This is a genomic window from Delftia sp. JD2 (genome assembly GCF_001682645.1).
In the GTDB taxonomy this organism is placed as follows: Bacteria; Pseudomonadota; Gammaproteobacteria; order Burkholderiales; family Burkholderiaceae_C; genus Comamonas; species Comamonas acidovorans.
This window is the reverse complement of record NZ_LFJT01000041.1, coordinates 1-20,951: the sequence shown is the minus strand read 5'-3', so window position 1 is coordinate 20,951 and position 20,951 is coordinate 1. Positions and strand designations below refer to the sequence as shown.

The following is a 20,951-nucleotide window of genomic DNA, read 5'->3' as shown; positions in this document are numbered from 1 at the left end:
ATGCAGGTGTCTCCTGCCTGTACGAGGACGCCGAGCTGCTCGTGCTGGACAAGCCCTCCGGCCTGCTGTGCGTGCCCGGGCGCGGCCCCGACAAGCAGGACTGCCTGAGCGGCCGCGCCTTGCAGCGCTGGCCCGATGCGCTGGTCGTGCACCGGCTGGACCAGGCCACCTCGGGCCTGGTGGTCATGGCGCGCAGCCTGGCCAGCCAGCGCCTCCTGAGCGAAGCCTTTGCGCAGCGCCGCGTGCACAAGCGCTATGTGGCCGTGGTCGCCGGCCGCCCGGACGCCCAGCAGGCCGACGCCTGGCAAAGCATCGACCTGCCGATAGCCGCCGACTGGGAGCGGCGCCCCTTGCGCATCATCGACGCCCTGCAGGGCAAGCCCAGCCAGACCCTGTGGCGCGCCATGCCTGCAGCCACCGAAGACCAGGGCACACCCACCACGCGGGTGCAGTTGCAGCCCGTGACGGGCCGCACCCACCAGTTGCGCGTGCACATGGCGGCGCTGGGCCATCCCATCCTGGGCGATGCGCTCTATGCCGATGCCGCCGTGCAGGCACTGTCGCCGCGCCTGCTGCTGCATGCGCACCAGCTGGAGCTGGCCCATCCCCTGTCGGGCCAAACGCTGCGTTTCGAATCCGCCGTGCCGTTTTGATCCACCGCAGAAACACGCAAACCGGCGCCCTCTGGCGCGTTGCTGCAATGCAACATTCCGTGTACGTGTTTCCCCTTCTTGCAGTCGGTCATATTGGTTTCATGCAGCACCGTCTGGGTGCACCGTCGGCATCAGGCGTTTTCGTCGCCCAAAACCGGCGTTGACAAGCGGCCTGCGATGGCATCCAGCCCTTAGCGAAAAGCCTGCATGCGCGCCAGCCCCGGGATACCCTGTTGCCATTGGTAACCAGGAGATTAATCTGTGCTTCTTTGCGCGGATCGCCCCTACAGGAGCCACCGCGTTTTTCAGAACGCTTTACCCAAAGTTGAAGGAAGTACTCATGAGCATTCCGTTCCGCATGCACACCGTCGTCGCCGCCCTGGGTTTGGCTGGTGCCGCCTTGTTCTCCACAGCGCATGCGCAAATCAAGATCGCCATGGTGGTTCCCACCACCGGCCCGCTGACGCAGTACGGCGACATGGTCAAGGAAGGCGTGAACACCGCCGTGGAAATGGCCAATGCGGCTGGCGGCGTCAATGGCAAGAAGATCGAGCTGGTGTCCGTCGATGACGCCTGCGAACCCAAGCAAGGCCCCGTGGCCGCCAACCGCGTGGTCAACGCCAAGATCGGCTACGTGATCGGCCCCGTCTGCTCGGGCGCATCGATTGCCGCCGCCCCGATCTACAACAACGAAGGCGTGGTCGTCGTGACCCCCTCGGCCACTTCCCCGGCCCTGACCGACGGCAAGAACTACCACTTCATCTTCCGCACCATCGGCCGCGATGACCAGCAGGGCCCGGCCGCCGCCAAGTTCATCCTGGACAAGGCCAAGCCCAAGAAGGTTGCCGTGCTGCACGACAAGCAGTCGTATGGCCAGGGCATTGCCTCCTCCGTGCGCGACGACCTGAAGAAGGCCGGCGTGGAAGTGGCCCTGTTCGAAGGCATCAACGCCGGTGACAGCGACTACTCCGCCGTCATCACCAAGCTCAAGAGCGCCGGTGTGGACTTCATCTACTACGGTGGCTACCACCCCGAAATGGGCCTGCTGCTGCGCCAGGCTTCCGAGCAGGGCCTGAAGGTCCGCATGATGGGCCCCGAAGGCGTGGGCAACCCCGAAGTCAACGCCATCGCCGGCAACGCCGTCGAAGGCATGCTGGTGACCCTGCCTGCAGACTTCTCGGCCAACCCCAAGAACGCCGCCGTGGTCAAGGCCTTCAAGGACAAGAAGCGCAATCCTTCGGGCGCTTTCCAGCTGACCGCCTTTGCCGCCACGCAAGTGCTGCTGGACAGCATCAAGGCCGTGGGCGACAGCCCCGCCAAGGTGGCTGACCACCTGCACAAGTCCAACTTCGAGACCGTTCTGGGCTCGGTGGGCTGGAACAAGCAGGGCGACCTGAAGTCCTTCGACTTCCAGGTGTTCGAATGGCACAAGGACGGCAGCAAGTCGGTCGCTGCCAAGTAATCCCCCTCGTTGACTGGCCGGGGCACGCTTGCGCGTGTCCCGGTTGTCTGCATCCTGGCCTTTTAGGCCTTTTCCTGTTTTGGGGCGGCATTACACCATGTCAGAACTCTTACCTCAGCTGATACAGCAGCTGTTCAACGGACTGTCCCTGGGCGCCATCTATGCCCTGATCGCCATCGGCTACACAATGGTCTACGGCATCATCGGGATGATCAACTTCGCCCACGGCGACATCTACATGATCGGCGCCTACATCGGCCTGGTCACGCTGTCGGCCATCGGCACGACAAGCGGCCTGCCCGTGTGGGCCATCATCGGCCTGATGCTGGTGGTGTCGGTCTTCGTCACCGGCGTCTACGGCCTGGTGGTGGAACAGGTGGCCTACAAGCCGCTGCGCCGCAGCCCGCGCCTGGTGGCCCTGATCTCGGCCATCGGCATGTCCATCTTCCTGCAGAACTGGGTGGCCCTGGGCCAGGGCGCGCGCGACATGGCCGTGCCCTCGCTGCTGCCGGGCGCGCTGCGCTTCGGCGCCGAAGGTGGCTTCGAGATCTATGTGCCCTACTCGCGCATCCTGATCATCGTGGTCGCCATCGTGCTCATGGTGCTGCTGACGCTGTACATCCGCCATTCCCGCATGGGCCGTGCCTCGCGCGCCTGCGCCCAGGACATGCACATGGCCAGCCTGCTGGGCATCGACACCAACCGCGTGATCTCGTTCACCTTCGTGCTGGGCGCCATGCTGGCGGCCGTGGGCGGCGTGCTGATCGCGCTGGCCGTGGGCAAGCTCAACCCGTTCATCGGCTTTCTGGCCGGCATCAAGGCCTTCACGGCGGCGGTGCTGGGCGGCATCGGCTCCATCCCCGGCGCCATGCTGGGCGGCGTGCTGCTGGGCGTGGCCGAGACCTTTGCGGCAGCCTACATCTCGTCCGAGTACAAGGACATCGTGGCCTTCGGCCTGCTGGTGCTGATCCTGCTGTTCCGCCCCACGGGCCTGCTGGGCAAGCCTGAAGTGGAGAAGGTCTGATGAAAGCCAAACCCACCTTGAACCTGCGCGACGCCCTGATCGCCACGGTGATGACCGCCGTGGTCGTCACGCCCATCTTCGGCCTGCACCTGGAGCGCGCCGGCACCCGCACCATCATCAACCCCGACTGGACGGTGGTGGCCTGGGCCTGCGCCCTGGTCTTCCTGGTGCAGCTGCTGCGCCCGCTGATCGCGGCGAAGATGCCCAAGGTCTCGCTGCCCTCGCTGCCACACGCACGCCCCAGCCACCGCAACGGCCTGATCCTGGCCGCCCTGCTGATCGCCGTGTCCTGGCCTTTCTTCGCGGGCCGCAACGCGGTGGACATCGCCACGCTGGCCATGATCTACGTGATGCTGGGCCTGGGCCTGAACATCGTCGTGGGCTTTGCCGGCCTGCTGGACCTGGGCTTCGTGGGCTTCTACGCCGTGGGCGCCTACACCTATGCGCTGCTGTTCCACTGGGCCGGCTGGTCCTTCTGGGAAGCGCTGCCGCTGGCTGGCGCCGCTGCCGCGATGTTCGGCTTCGTGCTCGGCTTTCCGGTGCTGCGGCTGCGCGGTGACTACCTGGCCATCGTGACGCTGGGCTTCGGCGAAATCATCCGCCTGATGCTGGTCAACCTGACCAGCATCACGGGCGGGCCGGACGGCATCTCCAGCATCCCCAAGCCCACGGTGCTGGGCCTGGAGATGACGCGCAATCCCTCCACCGAGGGCGGCACGACCTTCCACCAGTTCCTGGGGCTGGAGTTCAGCTCGCTGCACATGGTGATCTTCCTGTACCTGATGGCGCTGCTGCTGGCCGTGATCACGCTGTGCATCTCCAACCGCCTGGTGCGCATGCCCATAGGCCGCGCCTGGGAGGCGCTGCGCGAGGACGAGATCGCCTGCCGCTCCCTGGGCCTGAACCCCATGAAGATCAAGCTGTCCGCCTTCACGCTGGGCGCCATGTTCGCCGGCCTGGGCGGCGCCTTCTTCGCGGCGCGCCAGGGCATCGTCAACCCCGAATCGTTCACCTTCATCGAATCGGCGCTGATCCTGTCCATCGTGGTGCTGGGCGGCATGGGCTCGCAGCTGGGCGTGATCATCGCGGCCATCTTGCTGACGGTGCTGCCCGAGCTGGCGCGCGAGTTCTCCGAGTACCGCATGCTGATCTTCGGCCTGGTGATGGTGCTGATGATGATCTGGCGCCCGCAGGGCCTGCTGCCCATGCGCCGCCACCATGTGGAGGTGCGCTCATGAGGCATGCCGACACCATGATTTTTGGGACAACAGAAAGCAGCAAGGGCCGGCAATGAGCGAGTATTTGCTAGAAGTCAAAGACCTGTGCATGCGCTTCGGCGGCCTGCTGGCCGTGGACCATGTGGGCTTCAACGTGCGCCCGCAGGAAGTGTTTGCCATCATCGGCCCCAACGGCGCCGGCAAGACCACGGTGTTCAACTGCATCAGCGGTTTCTACCAGCCCAGCAGCGGCTCCGTCACGCTGGACGGCAGCGCCATCGAGGGCCGCAGCAGCCACCACGTGGCCAACCACGGCGTGGTGCGCACCTTCCAGAACGTGCGGCTGTTCAAGTCCATGACGGTGCTGGAAAACCTGCTGGTGGCACAGCACCGCCGCTCGGGCGTCAACCTGCTGTCGGGCCTGTTCAACACGGCAAGCTACCGCCGCAGCGAAGAGGAAAAGATCGAGAGCGCCCTGCACTGGCTGGACGTCATGGGCCTGCGCGAGTTCGTCAACCGCGAGGCCGGCAACCTGGCCTACGGCCACCAGCGCCGCCTGGAGATCGCGCGCTGCATGATCACCAAGCCGCGCGTGCTCATGCTCGACGAACCCGCCGCCGGCCTGAACCCGCAGGAGAAGAAGGACCTGCAGGGCCTGATCGACCAGCTGCGGCGCCAGTACGGCATTGCCGTGCTGCTGATCGAGCACGACATGGGCCTGGTCATGGGCGTGTCCGAGCGCATCCTGGTCATGGAGTACGGCAAGCCCATCGCCATGGGCCTGCCGGATGCCATCCGCAACGATGAACGGGTCATCAAGGCCTACCTGGGAGAAGCCTGATGCCTGCCATGCTGCAACTGGAGAACATCTCCACCCACTACGGCGCCATCTGCGCGGTCGACAGCGTGAGCCTGCACGTCAACCAGGGCGAAATCGTCTCGCTGATCGGCTCCAACGGCGCCGGCAAGACCTCGCTGCTGATGACGGTGTGCGGCAACCCGCGCGCCAGCTCGGGCCGCATCTCGTTCGAGGGCGAGGACATCACCCAGCTGCCCTCGCACCACATCATGCGCAAGGGCATCGCGGTCTCGCCCGAGGGACGGCGCATCTTCTCGGACCTTACGGTCACGGACAACCTGAAGATGGGCGGATTCTTCCTGGACAAGCCGCAGATCGAGGCCGGCATCGAACATGTGTTCGGCCTCTTCCCGCGCCTGCGTGAGCGCGCCCACCAGCGCGCCGGCACCATGTCGGGCGGCGAGCAGCAGATGCTGGCCATCGGCCGCGCGCTGATGAGCAAGCCCCGCCTGCTGCTGCTGGACGAGCCCACGCTGGGCCTGGCGCCGCTGATCATTGCGCAGATCTTCGAGATCATCCAGACCATCCGCACGGCCGGCGTCACGGTCTTCCTGGTCGAGCAGAACGCCAACCGCGCCCTGCAGATCGCCGACCGCGGCTATGTGCTGGAAACCGGCAAGGTGGTGCTGGAAGACACCGGCGCCAACCTGCTGACCAACGACGCCGTGCGCCGCGCCTACCTGGGCGCCTGACAACGCACAGGCGCCTGGCGCTCCACGGGCCCGCCCTTCGGCGGGCCTTTTTCTTTTCACGCGCAGATCGCACAGTGGTCTGGTCATGCGCGGCCGATTGTGGGGTCTGCGGCCTGGGCGCAGGCGTTATAAAACACGTCCCTGCCTCTCATTGCTCCCCCACGCCCATGAACGCCTGCGCTCCCCAAGACATGCTGCAACCCCTGGCCATCGACGTGGTGTCGGTGCAGTCCCAGGTCGTCTACGGCCGCGTTGGCAACAACGTGGCCATGCCCACGCTGCAGGCGCTGGGGCTGGCGGCGGCGGCCGTGCCCACGGTGGTGTTCAGCAACACGCCGCACTATCCCAGCATCCACGGCGGAGCAATTGCCGCCGAGTGGTTTGCGGGCTATCTGCAGGACCTGGGCGCGCGCGGCGGGCTGCGGCAGTTGCAGGCCGTGCTGGCCGGCTACCTGGGCGGGCCGGCCCAGGCCACGCTGCTGGCGGACTGGGTTGCCGGCCTGCTGGCGCAGCGGCCCGGCCTGCGTGTGGTGGTGGACCCGGTGATCGGCGACCACGACAGCGGCATCTATGTGGACCCCGCCATGGTCGAGGCCTACCAGCGCCACCTGCTGCCGCTGGCCGACGGGCTGACACCCAACCATTTCGAGCTGGAGCGGCTGACCGCGCGCCCTGTGCGCGGCATGGACGATGTGGTCCAGGCCGCGCGCAGCCTGCTCAAGGGCCGCACGCAGTGGGTGGCCGTGACCAGCGCATCGCCCGAGCTGGACGGCGAGCCTGCCCAGCGCATGCGCGTGGCCCTGGTCACGCGCGATGACGTGCATGTGATCACCCACGCGCGGGTGGATGCGGTGCCCAAGGGAACGGGCGATCTGTTCAGTGCCGCGCTCACCGGCCACTGGCTGCAGGGCGCCAGCCTGCACGAGGCGGCCGAGCGTGCCTGCGAACGCATCGTGCAGGCGCTGGAGCGCACCCGGCAGGCGCACAGCGCCGAGCTGCTGCTGCCATCGGACCCTGTCGCCGCCCAGGCAGCGGCCGGGCCGGCAGCACGGGCACAAGCGATACCATCGCCCGCATGAACAATGCATCGCCTCTTCTTTCCCTGACGATTCTTACCGGCGCCTCGCGCGGCATGGGCCAGGCCATGGCCCGGCAGCTGCTGGATGCCGGCCATGAACTGGTCACGCTGTCGCGCTCCACCAGCGAAGACCTGGCCCAGGCGGCCGCCACGGCGGGCGCGCCGCTGCAGCAGTGGAGCGTGGACCTGGGCGAGCCCGAGGCCGCGGCCCGCAGGCTGGGCGACTGGCTGGCCGGCCTGGACGCCGCGCGCTACGCCAGCGTCACCCTGATCAACAACGCGGGCGTGATTCCGCAGATTGCGCCGCTGTCGCAGCTGCAGCCCGCCGACATTGCCCAGGCCATGCGCGTGGGGCTGGAGGCGCCCATGCTGCTGACGGCCGCCTTCCTGGCCGCCACCGAGGGCTGGACAGCCGTGCCGCGCAAGGTGCTCAACATTTCTTCGGGCCTGGGCCGGCGCGCCATTGCCTCGCAGGCCTCCTACTGCGCGGCCAAGGCCGGCATGGACCATTTCAGCCGCAGCGTGGCGCTGGACGAGGCGCTCAAGCCCCACGGCGCGCGCATCTGCTCGCTGGCGCCCGGCGTCATCGACACCGACATGCAGGTGCAGCTGCGCAGCGCCGATACCGCCGCCTTCCCCGATGCAGGCAACTTCGCCCAGCTCAAGGAGGGCGGCAAGCTGTCCACGCCCGAGCAGGCGGCAGCGCTGGTGCTGGGCTGGCTGCAGCGTGCCGATTTTGGCGAGCAGGTGGTGGCCGACGTGCGCCAGCCCTGAGCATTTTCCGGATGGCAGATTCAATGCGGCGATGAATATCCGGCAATGGAAAAAGCATCGCCGCACTGACCTGAATAATCCAAATACCCGCCCTGGAAAATGTTCTGCAAGAATTACCGATTGCAGGCAGTATTTTCCATATCCGGCCTGAGCATTCGCTTGAAAATCGTCATCTGGCAAAGGATGACGTTTTTCATCTGCGTTTGCCAGTCCTGCATTTCCAATCCTCCTACAGCGGCGTCTATTGCGACTGGCAAGAATGGGGCACTCAACTCCAAGAAAGTCGGCCATGTCCATTGCCTATTCCGAATCCGCGCCCCTGGCTGAAGCGCCAGTGGTCAACACGGTCGCCACCGTAGATACCTCACGCAGCGGCGTTTCATGGGCCGCGATATTTGCCGGCGCCATGGCGGCGGCATCGCTGTCGCTGCTGCTGTTCATTCTGGGCACGGGCCTGGGCCTGTCGTCGGTGTCGGTATGGTCCGGTGAAGGCCTGGATGCCGGCGCCCTGGGCCTGACGGCCGTGGCCTGGATCGCCTTCACCCAGTTGGCCTCGGCCGGCGTGGGCGGCTATCTGGCCGGGCGGCTGCGCACACGCTGGCAAGGCGTGCACACGGACGAGGTCTACTTCCGCGACACGGCCCACGGCTTTCTGTCCTGGGCACTGGCCACGCTGGCCATGGTGGCCCTGATGGGCGCCGCTGCAGGCGGTGCCGTCTCCGGCGCCTTCAAGGCCGCGCAGACCGTGGCCACCAGCGCCTCCAGCGTGGTGGGCGGCGCGATCGGAGCCGCCGGCGGTGCGGCTGCAGGCGGCGCCGCAGCCATGGCCGGTGCCTCGGGCGCCGATGCCTCGCCCCAGGGCCTGGCCTACTGGACCGGCAGCCTGTTCCGCAACTCCGGCGCCGCTACCTCCACCAGCAATGCCACCCCCGCCGACCTGGCCAGCGCCACCCGCGAGGCCGGCGTGATCTTTGCCCAGTCGCTGCGCACCGGCCAGCTGTCTCCCGCCGACGAGCAATACCTGGCCCAGCTGATTGCGCGCAATTCCGATATGTCCGTGGAAGATGCGCAAAAGAAAGTGCGTAGCACCTTTGATTCCGTGCAAATGCAGATAAAGCAGGCCGAGCAAAAGGCTGAAGAAGCCAAGCAAAAGGCCAAGCAGGCTGCTGAAGAGGCACGCAAGGCCACGGCCCATTCCATGCTCTGGCTGTTTGTTTCGCTGATGCTGGGCGCTTTTGTGGGCAGCCTGTGCGCCACCTGGGGTGGTCGTCAACGCGATGCCTTTTGATAATCCCCGGCACTGAAACCCAATCAATCCAATTCAATCCATTCAACGGAGGCTTGCCATGCGATCCATACTGCTTTTTCTCCTGGGCGTTCCCATTCCCATCATCATCCTGATTGCGCTCATCCACTGACGGATGCCGCCATGCCGGCCACGCGCAGCAAGTCCCAGGCATCCCGCCAGGCCCGCCCCACCAAAGGGGCGGCCAAGGCGGCGACACCCCAGGCCTCGCTCGCGCTGTACCGGCAAAAGCGCGACTTCACGCGCACACCGGAACCTTCGGCAGAACCTTCCAGTGAGACGATTGCAGGGCAGCCCGGCGCGGGCGCCCTGCAATTCGTCATTCAAAAGCACTGGGCCAGCCACCTGCACTACGACTTTCGGCTGGAGCTGGACGGCAGCATGAAGAGTTGGGCCGTGCCCAAGGGCCCCAGCTACGACCCGGCCGACAAGCGCATGGCCGTCCAGGTGGAAGACCACCCCATGGCCTACAACCGCTTCGAGGGCCAGATTCCACCGGGACAGTACGGCGCGGGCAAGGTCATCATCTGGGACCGTGGCACTTGGCTGCCCGAGGGCGATGCGGCCGAAGGCTATCGCAAGGGCAAGCTCAAGTTCACGCTGCGCGGCCACAAGCTGCAGGGCCGCTGGACCCTGGTGCGCATGCGCGGCAAGGACGATGCCAAAAAGCCCGCCTGGCTGCTGATCAAGGAGCACGACGGCCTGGAACGTGCTGCCAGCGAATTCAACGTGGTCGAGGACATGCCCGACAGCGTGGCCGGCCTCCCCCTGCCCACCGCCACAGCGCCCGTCACCACACCCGTTGCTACGCCCGTCGCCGCGCCCATGCCACAGAGCATCGCCCCGCAGCTGGCAACCTTGGTGGACCATGCACCTGCAGATGCCGGGCAATGGATCTTCGAGAGCAAGTTCGACGGCTACCGGCTGCTGGCGCGCATCGAGGACGGCGCCGTTCGCCTTTTCACGCGCAACGGCAAGGACTGGACCACCAAAATGCCCGCCCTGGCCCGCGCCTTTGCCGCACTGCCCCTGCAATCGGGCTGGGTGGATGGCGAGGTGCTGATGCTGGACAGCGACAGCCGCCCTGACTTCCAGGCCCTGCAAAACGCCTTTGACGGCGAGCGCACCGACCACCTGGTGTTCTTCGCGTTTGACCTGCTGTGGCAGGACGGCCAGGACCTTCGGCTCCAGCCCGTGGAGCAGCGCCGCCAGCAGTTGCAGGCCCTGCTGCACAAGGCGCCTTCGGACCGCCTTCGTTTCAGCGAGGCCTTTGACGCCCCGCCCGCCGACCTGGTGGCCGCCGCCTGCCAGCTGGGCCTGGAGGGCGTGATCGGCAAGCGGCGCGGCAGCGCCTATGCCTCGCGGCGCAGCGCGGACTGGATCAAGCTCAAGTGCGGCCTGCGCCAGGAATTCGTGATCGCGGGCTACACCGATCCCCAGGGCACGCGCACGGGCCTGGGCGCCCTGGTCCTGGCCGTGCATGGCGAGGACGGCCAGCTGCGCGCGGCGGGCAAGGTGGGCACGGGGTTCAACAGGCGCACCCTGGCCGACCTGCGCCAGCGCCTGGAGCGCCTTGCCACCGGCACCTCGCCGCTGGCGGACAGCCGGGGCCTTGGCAGCGGGGTGCACTGGGTGCGCCCCACGCTGCTGGCCGAGGTCTCGTTCGCGCAGTGGACCGAGGACGGCCAGGTCCGCCATGCCGTATTCCAGGGCCTGCGTGCGGACAAGCCTGCACGCAGCATTGTCAAAGAGGAGCCACAGCACGTGCCATCGACCGCATCTTCCGCCAGCGCTGCAGCCACGCCTGGCGCTGCAAGAACGCAAACCCGCAATGCCAGGGCGGCGCGACTGCCCGCCTCGATGACCATCACCCATCCCGAGCGGGTCATCGATCCCTCCACCGGCATCACCAAGATGGATCTGGCGCGCTACTACGCCACGGTGGCGCCCTTCATGATCACCCACCTCAAGTCCCGGCCCGTGGCCATGGTGCGGGCGCCGGACGGCATCGAGGGCGAGCTGTTCTTCCAGAAGCACCTCGACCAGGCGCCGCTGCAGGGCATCGCCGCCCTGTCGCCGCAACTGGACCCCGGCCATGCCCCGCTGATGGAGGTGTCCCGGCGCGAAGGCCTGGTGGCGGCTGCGCAGATGAACACCATCGAATGGCACACCTGGAACGCGCGCAAGGACCGCATCGACCGGCCTGACCGCATGACCTTCGACCTGGACCCGGGCGAAGGCGTGCCCTGGCAGCAGGTGCAGGAGGCCGCCAGCCTGCTGCATGTGCTGCTGCAGGAGCTGGAGCTGCCGGCCTTCCTCAAGACCAGCGGCGGCAAGGGGCTGCACGTGGTCGTGCCCATCAAGCGGCTGCTGGACTGGGACACCGTCAAGGCCTTCTCGCAGGCCGTGGTCCAGCACCTGGCCCATGCCGTGCCCCAGCGCTTCGTGGCCAAAAGCGGGCCGCGCAACCGCGTGGGAAAGATTTTTGTGGACTACCTGCGCAACGGCTTCGGCGCCACAACGGCCTGCGCGTGGACTGCCCGGGCGCGGCCGGGCATGGGCATCTCCGTGCCCGTGGCCTGGAACGAGCTGGACAGGCTCACGGGCGGCGCGCACTGGACCATTCGCTCGGTAGACCAGCGCCTGCGCCTGGGCAACTCCCCCTGGGAGCATTACGGCACGGCCGCCGTGGGCCTGGGCCGCGCCATGAAGGCGCTGGGCTTCGAGTCGCAGCGCTGAGCACCGTCCTGCAGGAATCGAAGAAAGCACCGCCATGAAGAAAGCCGCCTCCCCCAAATCCAGCCCCTCCACCTCCGCGCGCAGCATGTGGAAGGGCGCCATCAGCTTTGGCCTGGTGCACATTCCCATCGGCCTGTACGCGGCCACGGCCAGCTCGGACATCGACTTCGACTGGCTGGACAAGCGCAACATGCAGCCCGTGGGCTACAAGCGCATCAACAAGGTCACGGGCAAGGAAGTGGCCACGGCCGATATCGTCAAGGGCGTGGAATTCGAGGAGGGCCGCTACGTGGTGCTGAGCGCTGAAGAGATTGCAGCCGCCTTTCCCAAGACCACGCAGACCATCGAGATCGAGGCCTTTGTCGATGCCCAGGACATCCCTTTCATCTACCTGGAACGCCCCTACTACACCGCCCCCCTGCACCGTGGCGAGAAGGTCTACGCCCTGCTGCGCGAGGCCCTGCGCAAGAGCAACAAGGTGGGCGTGGCCAAGGTGGTCATCCAGACCAAGCAGCACCTGGCCATCCTGATCCCCTGCGGCCGGGCGCTGGTGCTCAACCTGCTGCGCTGGGGCGGCGAGATCCGCTCCTTCGAGCAACTGGACCTTCCGCCGCTGGACGCCAAGGCCGCCGGCATCAAGAGCGCCGAGATGACCATGGCCATGGCCCTCATCAAGGACATGAGCCAGGCCTGGGACGCCGACCAGTTCCGCAACTCCTTCAGCGAGGAAATCCACCAGCTCGTGCAGGCCAAGGCGCACGCGGGCGATGTCCAAAACGTGGAAAAACAGGAGGCCACACCCGCCGCGCCGGCCAACGCGGCCGTGCTGGACCTGACGGCCCTGCTCAAGAACAGCCTGGGCAAGGGCGCAGGCGGACCATCCGCCACCGCAGCCAAGGAAAAAAATACCGCGTCAACGGTAAAAAATGCAAAGACCCCAGCTTCCAGAAAATCGACAAAATCCACAAAAACCCCGGCCAGGGCCCCTGCAAAACGCCCCGCCGCCAAATAACCCCATATTTGGCCTGGCTGCATTTTTTACAAAAGCAATTTCATTATAAGAAATACATCCATTTGTACCGACAAAATGGAACAAGACCACTCCATAGCAAATTCCAATGCTTTACCAAAAGTAATCTTCCAAATATCCTACAAGCCGGCCATTTTCACGGTCGCACAATGAAATTGCAGTGATGACGGCATCGCTGTTTACTTAAGGAGTACGGAAATGACGCAACAGACCAACAACCCTCAAGGCAACACGGCCAGCAACCAGCAAAACGACAAGAACAAGCAGCAGCAGCAGCAACAGAACAATCCGGGGCAGCAGCAGCAAAGCAATCCCAACAACCCGAACAATCCCAACCAACAGCAGCAACAGAGCAATCCCCAGCGCAACCAACCAGGGGAACAGCAAAAGCAGGGCAGCCATCAGCAGCGTTAAGCTGCCGATAGCGTGAACTGGCAAAGGGCCCCCTGGGCCCTTTTTTTATCTCCAAAGCTTTGCTGACGATGCCCTTTGGTTCAGCCAATCGCCTCTTCCAATAATTATTGCCTCATACAACAGGCCATCCTCTTTCTTTCAAGGAGTAAATCGTGGCTAAGAAATCCCCTGGTGAAAAGAAATCGTCCAAGCAATCCCCCACAGGCCATGGCGGAGAATTACAGCAACAGGCCGACGGACAGCACCCCGGATTGACCACGCAGCAAGGCATTCCGGTTCCTGATAATCAGAACTCTCTCACCGCCTGGGAAAAAGGCCCTACGCTGCTGGAAGATTTCATCCTGCGCGAGAAAATCACGCATTTCGACCATGAGCGCATTCCAGAGCGAATCGTCCATGCACGCGGCACAGGCGCCCACGGTTATTTCCAGCTGACAGATTCGCTGGAGCAATACACCACCGCCAAGGTCCTGACCGAAACCGGCAAGCAAGTGCCGATCTTTGTGCGCTTCTCCACCGTGGCCGGTGGAGCAGGCTCGGTGGACACCCCGCGCGATGTGCGCGGCTTTGCCATCAAGTTCTATACCGAAGAGGGCAACTGGGATCTGGTGGGCAACAACATACCGGTCTTCTTCATCCAGGACGCCATGAAATTCCCCGACCTGGTCCATGCCGTGAAGATGGAACCCGACCGGGGTTTTCCGCAGGCAGCCACTGCGCACGACACGTTCTGGGACTTCATCTCCCTTATGCCCGAGTCCATGCACATGGTCATGTGGATCATGAGCGACCGCACCATCGCACGCAGCCTGCGCATGATCGAGGGCTTTGGCGTGCACAGCTTCCGGCTCGTCAATGCCCAGGGTGAAAGCACCTTCGTGAAGTTCCACTGGCGGCCCGAGCTGGGCATCCAGTCCACGGTCTGGGACGAGGCCCTCAAGCTGCAGGCCGCAGACAACGACTACCACCGCCGCGACCTGTTCGAGGCCATCGAGGCGGGCGACTACCCGGCCTGGGAGCTGTGCGTGCAGCTGTTCTCGCAGGAGCAGGCAGACGCCCTGCCCTACGACCACCTGGACCCCACCAAGCTCATCCCCGAAGAGGAAATTCCGCTGCGCAAGATCGGCCGCTTCGTGCTGGACCGCTGGCCCGACAACTTCTTCGCCGAGACCGAGCAGGTGGCCTTCTGCCCGGCCAATATCCCGCCCGGCATCGATTTCAGCAACGACCCGCTGCTGCAGGGTCGCCTGTTCTCGTACCTGGACACCCAGCTGTCGCGCCTGGGCGGGCCCAACTTCACGCAGTTGCCCATCAACGCGCCCAAATGCCCGTTCGCCCATCACCAGCGCGACGGCCACATGCAGACCGAGGTGCCCAAGGGCCGCGTGGCCTACGAGCCCTCCAGCCTGCACTCCGACAGCCCGCGCGCCTCGGCAGCCCGCGGCTTGCGGCACTTTGCGCAGCCCGCGCAGGAGGGTGCCAAGGGCCGCATCCGCCCCGAGAGCTTTGCCGACCACTACAGCCAGGCGCGCATGTTCTACCAAAGCCAGAGCGCGCAGGAGCAGGCCCACATCGCCAGCGCCCTGGTGTTCGAGCTGTCCAAGGTACAGACGCCGCATGTGCGCCTGGCCGTGGTCGGCCACCTGCAGGTGATTGACACCGACCTGGCAAAGCGCGTGGCAGACGGCCTGGGCCTGCCCCAGTTGCCGCCTGCCGCCAAGCCTGCCGTGCCCCCGCAAAAGCTGCCGCCCAGCCCGGCCACGCGCATCATCGATCGCATGAAGCCCACCTTGCAGGGCCGCTGCGTTGCCATCCTGGTGGACGAAGGCTCCAGCGCCCGGCACATTGCCGCCTTCCACAAGGCGCTGGTGGCGCAAAAGGCCAGCGTGAAGATCATTGCGCCCAAGATCGGCGGCGCCACGCTGGACGACGGCAGCCACCTGCCGGCCGACGGCCAGCTGGCCGGATCGCCATCCGCGCAGTTCGATGCCGTGGTGTCCATCATCACGCTGGAGCGCGGCCAGGCGCTGGCCCATGAGGCAGCCGCGCAGGACTGGTTCCGCGACGCCTTCGGCCACCTCAAGGCCATTGCGGCCTGCAAGGCGACACAGCACATCATGAAGACGGCCGGCATCACGCCGGACGAGGGCGTGTTCCCCATCGACAAGCCCGAACCCTTCATCGAAGGCGCCAAGAAGCGCTTCTGGGCCCGCGAAGCGAAGCTGAGAACGCTGGCCTGACCCCCCGCCCCGGCGTGCGCCACATCATTGCCACCAGATGGCACCGCGCCGGACTTCAACCAACCTTGTACCCTGGCCATTTCCCTCGGGTCAGGCATGGCGCTTGCCACGGCAACACCAAGGCCGGCCCGGCCTGCCACCCCTACAGGAGCAACTTCCCATGATCACTTCGGTACCTGCACCCCCTGTCACTCCACCCATTGCGCCCCCCGTCAACCCGCCGCCCACAGAGCCGCTGGTTCCGCCCGTGGGCGACCCGCCACCGGCCCCGGCACCTTCACCCTACTCCGACCCGCCCATTGCCCCGCCGCCACCGCCGCCGCAGGGGGTGCACTGAGCTCCGCGCCAGCCAGGGGCAGGGCAGCGAACGCAGACGTCCCCGGCCCTGCCCTGACCTATGTGAACGACCGCATGCCCGGCTGGCGCCGCGTGCGGCGCGGCAAGGGCTTTTCCTATGTGGCGCAGGACGGCAAGCCGGTGCGCGATGCCCAGGCGCTGGCGCGCATCCGCAAACTCGCCATTCCACCGGCCTATGTGGATGTCTGGATCTGCCCCGATGCCCAGGGCCACCTGCAGGCCACGGGCCGCGATGCCCGGGGGCGCAAGCAGTACCGTTACCACCCGCAGTGGCAGGAACAGCGCAAGCAGGTCAAGTTCGACCGCATGCGCGCCTTTGGCCGCCACCTGCCCGCCATCCGTCGGGCGGTGGCGCGCGATCTCAAGCCTGGCCGGCCGCAGCTGGACACCGTGGTGGCCGCCATCGTCTGGCTGCTGGACTGCACGGCCCTGCGCATAGGCAATGACGAGTATTCCGAGAGCAATGGCTCCTACGGCCTCACCACGCTCAGAAACCGCCATGCCCAGGTGCACGCGGGTGAGCTGACGCTGAGCTTCAAGGGCAAGAGCGGCGTGCTGCAGCAGGCCCGCGTGTCCGACCGGGCCGTGGCCCGCATCGTCAAGCGCTGCCAGGAGCTGCCGGGCCAGCGGCTGTTCCAGTTCATCGACGATGAAGGCGAAGTCCACCATGTGCGATCCGAGCATGTGAACGACTACATCCGCAGGATTTGCGGCAAGGCTGCGGCCCATGGGGCTGATGCCGCAGATGTCGGAGATGCCGCAGACGGCCCGGATTTCAGCGCCAAGGATTTCCGCACCTGGCATGCCAGCGTGTACGCGCTGGAACTCGCGCTGACCGCAGGCAAGGCAGCGCCGCAAGAAGGCGCAGGCACCAGTGCGGCGGCGCTGAACGCTCTGGTCACGCAGGTCGCCCGGCGCCTGGGCAATACCTGTGCGGTTTGCCGCAAGTTCTACATCCATCCCCAGGTGCTGGCCCTGTGCGAGCAACCTGGACAGGACATTCCCACCGCACCGGACAGGCGCCCGCGCGGACTGAGCGCAAAGGAATGCCTGTTCCTGGGGCTGCTGCAGCCCCGCAGCGGGCGGCGCGCCAGTCGCCAGCCGCCCCCATGATCCCGCCTCCCGCACGCCCGGCAAACACTGTGCCTGTGGACTGACAAAGACGCCTGCATGCTCGCCCTTAAACTGGCAGATCATGAAATTTTGTCAAAACGCGTTGCGGCGAGGACCCCTGGAGGCCATGCAATGAACCACGTGCTGATCGTCGATGACGATGCGGATTCCGCAGCGACCATGCGCGAACTCGTGGGCGTGGACCGCTTCTCGGTCGCCGTGGCCCACACCCTGCGCGACGCGCGCCGGCAGATGGCCATGCAGCCGCCCAGTCTGGTGCTGCTGGACCTGCAACTGCCCGATGGCAACGGCATGGACCTTTTTGGCGACCAGCAGGTGCCGCAGGACTCGCAGATCGTGCTGGTGACAGGCCACGCCAGCCTGGACTCCTCCATCGAGGCCCTGCGCCGCGGCGCCATGGACTATCTGGTCAAGCCCGTGGGCATCGGGCGGCTGGAGGACATTCTTTCGCGCTTTCTGATCCCCACGGCCGGCCTGCCGGAGACGGGCACCAGCACCCTCACGGGCGCGGCCTTCGACCAGATCACCCCGCAAGACAGGCCAGGCGCCGGCTACTGCGCGCAGGAAGGGCGCTTTGGCCGGCTGTGGGGCGGCTCGGCCCCCATGCAGCGGCTGTACCAGCAGATGGAGCGCGTGGCAGGCACCTCGGTCACGGTCTTTCTGACGGGCGAAAGCGGCACCGGCAAGGAAGTCGTGGCACAGACCCTGCATGAGCTGAGCCAGCGGCGCAGCCGGCCCTTCCTGGCGGTCAACTGCGGTGCCATTTCTCCGCACCTGATCGAAAGCGAGATCTTTGGCCATGAAAAGGGCAGCTTCACCGGCGCCGACCGCCAGCACCAGGGCTTTTTCGAGCGCGCGGCCACGGGCACGCTGTTTCTGGACGAAATCACGGAAATGTCGATGGAGCTGCAGGTCAAGCTGCTGCGCGTGCTGGAGACCGGCCGCTTCATGCGCGTGGGCTCCACCCAGACGCTGCAGACCGATGTGCGCGTCATCGCCGCCACCAACCGCTGCCCCTACGAGGCCGTGGCCAGCGGCAAGCTGCGCGAAGACCTGCTGTACCGCCTGAACGTCTTCCCCATCGAGCTGCCGCCGCTGCGCGAGCGCCTGACCGACGTTCCGCTGCTTGCGCAGCATTTCATGGAGGCCATCTCCCAGCGCGAGGGCCAGGCCAAGCAATTCACGGCATCGGCCCTCAAGCAGCTTGCGCAATACAGCTGGCCCGGCAATGTGCGCGAATTGCGCAACGCCGTGCAGCGCGCCTATGTGATGGAGCCCGGCCCGCTGGTGAGCCAGGAATGGCTGCCCCGGCCGCCCGTGGCCATTGCCCAGCAGCCGGCCCCGGTGCATCCGGCCGCCCACGCCCTGCACCTGCCGCAAGTGCCGCAAATGCCACATATGCCGCAGGCGGGGTCCATGCCAATGAGCGCGCCAGTGAGCGCGCCACTGACTGCGCCCATTCCCCCCACCATCACAGCCCATGCGTCCGCCGACCACGCCCATGCAGCCGCCACCTACGACCTGCCCGACACGGAGCCGGCCACCATACAGCTGCCCATCGGCATGACCATGGCGCAGGCCGAGCGGCTGCTCATCCAGGCCACGCTCAAGCAGTGCAAGTACCAGAAGGAACGCACGGCGGCCGTGCTCGGCATCAGCCTCAAGACTCTGTACAACCGGCTCAGGGACTATGCGGGCGGCAAAAAGGGCGAGACGGACGCCGAGCACGGCTGACACCCAAACTTGCAGGCACGCTGCTTGCCACCTTGCTTGCACCTTTGTGCAACCAAGGACAAGCCCATGGACTCCTCTCCTCCCCGCGCCTACGGTGTCTTCAAGCCCGTGGGCCACATGGTGGTCTCGTTTCCCACAGCTGCGCAGGCCGACGACGGCGTGGCCGCGCTGCAGGCGCTGGACCTGCCCGCCCAGGACATCCAGCGCTATTCCGATCGGGAAATGCTGGCCCAGATCGATGAAGACCTGCGCCAGGCCAGCCCCGTTGCCGCCGTGGGCCAGGAGCTCAACCTGGTCAAGGCCCACCAGGCCCTGGCCGAACGCGGCTACCACTGGCTGGTGGTGCGCGTGGACAACGACGAGGCCGCACGCACGGCCGCCGATGCCCTGAAGGCCGCCGGCGCCGAGCGCGCCCAACTCTATGGCCGCTTCATCATCGAGGAATTGATAGAGCACGCCGCCGACCTGCCCCAGGTCAGCGAGTCACCCGACCGGGGCCTGGATGCCCAGACGCCTTCGGGCCATGAGGCGGAGCGTGCAGAGATTCGCCCTGCCTCGGACCAGGACACCGCCCCTGACAAGCCGAGGCTCTGAACGGCCTGCAGGAGCCGGGCACGCCGATTGCCCTTGACCACCAACCGTAACTTTTTTTCAAGGGCGATGCCATGGACTTCCTCATCTGGCTGATGGTGGGTGGCCTGATCGGCTGGATTACCAGCATGGTCACGAACACCCAGGCCGAGCAAGGCATTTTGCTCAACGTGGTCATAGGCGCCATAGGCGCACTGCTGGGCGGCTGGCTGCTGGCGCCGATGCTGGGGCCTTCGGCCATGAATGCGCAGACGGAGGCGCCGGCCACCTCCATGTCCATCTTCGTCTCTCTGGCCTGCGCCGTTGCGCTGCTGGCCATCTTCAACCTGTGCAAGCGGAGCGTGCCGCGCTGAAAGCGGCCAGGCAGCCTGTCAGTCCAGCCTTTGCGCCAGGCAGTCCTGCGCCGCCATGGCCACGCGCGGCAGCACCAGTGAGACCGCCAGGCAGCGGCCATGCTCACCCTCGGCCCGCACCACGCCACCGCGCTCCAGGCACAGGCGGCGCGCCAGGCTCAGGCCGCAGGTGGCGTCCGCATCGGCATCGTTCAATGGAGTGAAGACAGGCGGCGGGTCCTGCCTTTCCACACGTTCCAGCCGTGGCGCGCCCACCTCGCCGGTACCGGAGCCGGTGCTGGCCGCACCCGCCCCGTGGGCCATGGCCTCGATGCGGATCTCCACCAGCGCATCCCCGCGAGAAGCTGCGGCCTGGGCCAGGTCCTCGGACAGGGGCCGGGCGGCCATGTGCACCTGCGCGCCATCGGTCATTGCTTCGCGGATGGCGAGAAAAATGCTGATCAGCGCCAGCTCCAGCTCATCCGGGTCCACATGCACGCCCAATCGCGGCGCCGGCTGGCCGGGCTGACTGGCCTCGGCAGGCTCCGCCACCTCCAGCGCCATGCGCTTGCCCAGCACCACGGCCAGCGTGCCCTGCAGGCCGGGCAGCCAGCGGTACAGGTCCACCACCAGCGCATGCGTGCAATGGTGCGCCCCAAAACGCAACAGTTGCTGCGTGAGGCGGCTGGCCGTGTCCACCGAGCGCAGCATGGCCTGGGCGGGCAGGCGCAGGCCCGGGTCTTCGGAGCGCCGCTCTATCAGATAGGCGCTGTTGCTCAGAATGCCCAGCTGGTTGTTGAACTCATGGGAAAACCGGCCTGCCAGCCGCCCCACCACCTGCAGGCGTTCGCTCTGGAGACGGGCAGCGGCCTCTTCGAGGCGGGCAGCGTCCACCGCAGCGCCTTCGGACAGGCCGGCATCACCGCCGCCCTGGCCCTGGCCATGGTCTTGCGCCTTGCCGCCCATTGCCGGCAACACCAGGGCCGAGCTGCCCCGCAGCGCCAGCCGCGCCAGTCCCAGGCCCGCCACCGCAAACAAAACGATGGCCACCCAGATCACCCCCTTCAGGGGCCGGGAGCATGCGGGGTCCAGCGCAGAACAGGGGACCCAGCTCACCCAGGTCCATCCCTGGGCGGACTTGCTGAAGAAGGCCCGCAGCGGCCCGCCCTGCGCATCTGGCAGATCCAGCCAGCCCTGCAAAGCGCCCTGCCCTGCGCCCTCCCCAGCGCTTTGCTCTGCGCCTTGCCCCGCACTTTTCGCGCCGGGCGCAGCCTGCGCCAGGCTGGCCGCCAGCCGCTCGCTGAAATCGGCGGGC

At 66.3% G+C, this 20,951-nt stretch carries 18 protein-coding genes; 17 read left to right on the top strand and 1 reads right to left on the bottom strand.

The annotated features are described in order from the left end of the window. The first annotated feature begins 17 nt into the window (after positions 1-17). The 17 genes from ACM14_RS20360 (at position 18) to ACM14_RS20280 (ending at position 19,657) form a co-directional block, all read left to right on the top strand. Positions 18-653 (top strand): RluA family pseudouridine synthase, encoded by a 636-nt coding sequence (locus ACM14_RS20360; protein WP_254662105.1) that lies wholly within the window; start codon positions 18-20, stop codon positions 651-653. A 340-nt stretch (positions 654-993) separates the two neighbouring features. Continuing rightward, complete coding sequence (locus tag ACM14_RS20355) at positions 994-2,115, top strand: branched-chain amino acid ABC transporter substrate-binding protein (RefSeq protein ID WP_013801936.1); 1,122 nt, start codon at positions 994-996, stop codon at positions 2,113-2,115. A gap of 97 nt (positions 2,116-2,212) precedes the next feature. Further along, positions 2,213-3,139 (top strand): high-affinity branched-chain amino acid ABC transporter permease LivH, encoded by a 927-nt coding sequence (livH, locus tag ACM14_RS20350; RefSeq protein ID WP_012206135.1) that lies wholly within the window; start codon positions 2,213-2,215, stop codon positions 3,137-3,139. Next, positions 3,139-4,377 carry a high-affinity branched-chain amino acid ABC transporter permease LivM gene (locus tag ACM14_RS20345; RefSeq protein WP_043824703.1) on the top strand — a complete coding sequence of 413 codons (1,239 nt, stop codon included), beginning with the start codon at positions 3,139-3,141 and terminating at the stop codon, positions 4,375-4,377. Before livH ends, ACM14_RS20345 begins: the two co-directional genes overlap by 1 nt. A gap of 52 nt (positions 4,378-4,429) precedes the next feature. Beyond that, positions 4,430-5,197: a high-affinity branched-chain amino acid ABC transporter ATP-binding protein LivG gene (gene livG / locus ACM14_RS20340; protein ID WP_012206137.1), complete on the top strand. Its 768-nt coding sequence runs from the start codon at positions 4,430-4,432 to the stop codon at positions 5,195-5,197. Positions 5,198-5,205: 8 nt separating this feature from the next. Then, positions 5,206-5,907 (top strand): ABC transporter ATP-binding protein, encoded by a 702-nt coding sequence (locus tag ACM14_RS20335; protein ID WP_034398706.1) that lies wholly within the window; start codon positions 5,206-5,208, stop codon positions 5,905-5,907. Between the two features lie 167 nt (positions 5,908-6,074). Then, on the top strand, positions 6,075-6,986 hold the full coding sequence (gene pdxK / locus ACM14_RS20330) for a pyridoxine/pyridoxal/pyridoxamine kinase (RefSeq protein ID WP_013801933.1): 912 nt from the start codon (positions 6,075-6,077) through the stop codon (positions 6,984-6,986). Then, positions 6,983-7,759 carry an SDR family NAD(P)-dependent oxidoreductase gene (locus ACM14_RS20325; protein ID WP_065347137.1) on the top strand — a complete coding sequence of 259 codons (777 nt, stop codon included), beginning with the start codon at positions 6,983-6,985 and terminating at the stop codon, positions 7,757-7,759. The genes pdxK and ACM14_RS20325 overlap by 4 nt, the downstream gene beginning before the upstream one ends. A gap of 289 nt (positions 7,760-8,048) precedes the next feature. Further along, positions 8,049-9,047, top strand: a complete 999-nt coding sequence (locus ACM14_RS20320; RefSeq protein ID WP_063325598.1) for a hypothetical protein — start codon at positions 8,049-8,051, stop codon at positions 9,045-9,047. A 141-nt stretch (positions 9,048-9,188) separates the two neighbouring features. Beyond that, on the top strand, positions 9,189-11,804 hold the full coding sequence (gene ligD / locus ACM14_RS20315) for a DNA ligase D (protein WP_065347136.1): 2,616 nt from the start codon (positions 9,189-9,191) through the stop codon (positions 11,802-11,804). A 34-nt stretch (positions 11,805-11,838) separates the two neighbouring features. Further along, positions 11,839-12,816 carry a Ku protein gene (locus ACM14_RS20310; RefSeq protein WP_065347135.1) on the top strand — a complete coding sequence of 326 codons (978 nt, stop codon included), beginning with the start codon at positions 11,839-11,841 and terminating at the stop codon, positions 12,814-12,816. Positions 12,817-13,032: 216 nt separating this feature from the next. Continuing rightward, a complete protein-coding gene (locus ACM14_RS20305) occupies positions 13,033-13,248 on the top strand; it encodes a 1,4-beta-xylanase (protein ID WP_065347134.1) in 216 nt (71 codons plus the stop codon). A 152-nt stretch (positions 13,249-13,400) separates the two neighbouring features. Beyond that, positions 13,401-15,488 (top strand): catalase, encoded by a 2,088-nt coding sequence (locus ACM14_RS20300; protein WP_065347133.1) that lies wholly within the window; start codon positions 13,401-13,403, stop codon positions 15,486-15,488. A 411-nt stretch (positions 15,489-15,899) separates the two neighbouring features. Continuing rightward, positions 15,900-16,958 (top strand): DNA topoisomerase IB, encoded by a 1,059-nt coding sequence (locus ACM14_RS20295; RefSeq protein ID WP_065347153.1) that lies wholly within the window; start codon positions 15,900-15,902, stop codon positions 16,956-16,958. Positions 16,959-17,090: 132 nt separating this feature from the next. After that, positions 17,091-18,713, top strand: a complete 1,623-nt coding sequence (locus ACM14_RS20290; protein ID WP_065347132.1) for a sigma-54 dependent transcriptional regulator — start codon at positions 17,091-17,093, stop codon at positions 18,711-18,713. Positions 18,714-18,779: 66 nt separating this feature from the next. Further along, positions 18,780-19,307 carry a hypothetical protein gene (locus ACM14_RS20285; protein WP_043825256.1) on the top strand — a complete coding sequence of 176 codons (528 nt, stop codon included), beginning with the start codon at positions 18,780-18,782 and terminating at the stop codon, positions 19,305-19,307. A 71-nt stretch (positions 19,308-19,378) separates the two neighbouring features. Beyond that, positions 19,379-19,657, top strand: a complete 279-nt coding sequence (locus tag ACM14_RS20280; RefSeq protein WP_013801923.1) for a GlsB/YeaQ/YmgE family stress response membrane protein — start codon at positions 19,379-19,381, stop codon at positions 19,655-19,657. Positions 19,658-19,675: 18 nt separating this feature from the next. On the opposite strand, the gene ACM14_RS20275 is transcribed toward ACM14_RS20280, so the two are convergent. Continuing rightward, positions 19,676-20,951 (bottom strand): hypothetical protein (locus ACM14_RS20275; RefSeq protein ID WP_065347131.1); only part of this gene is annotated, 1,276 nt, incomplete at its 5' end.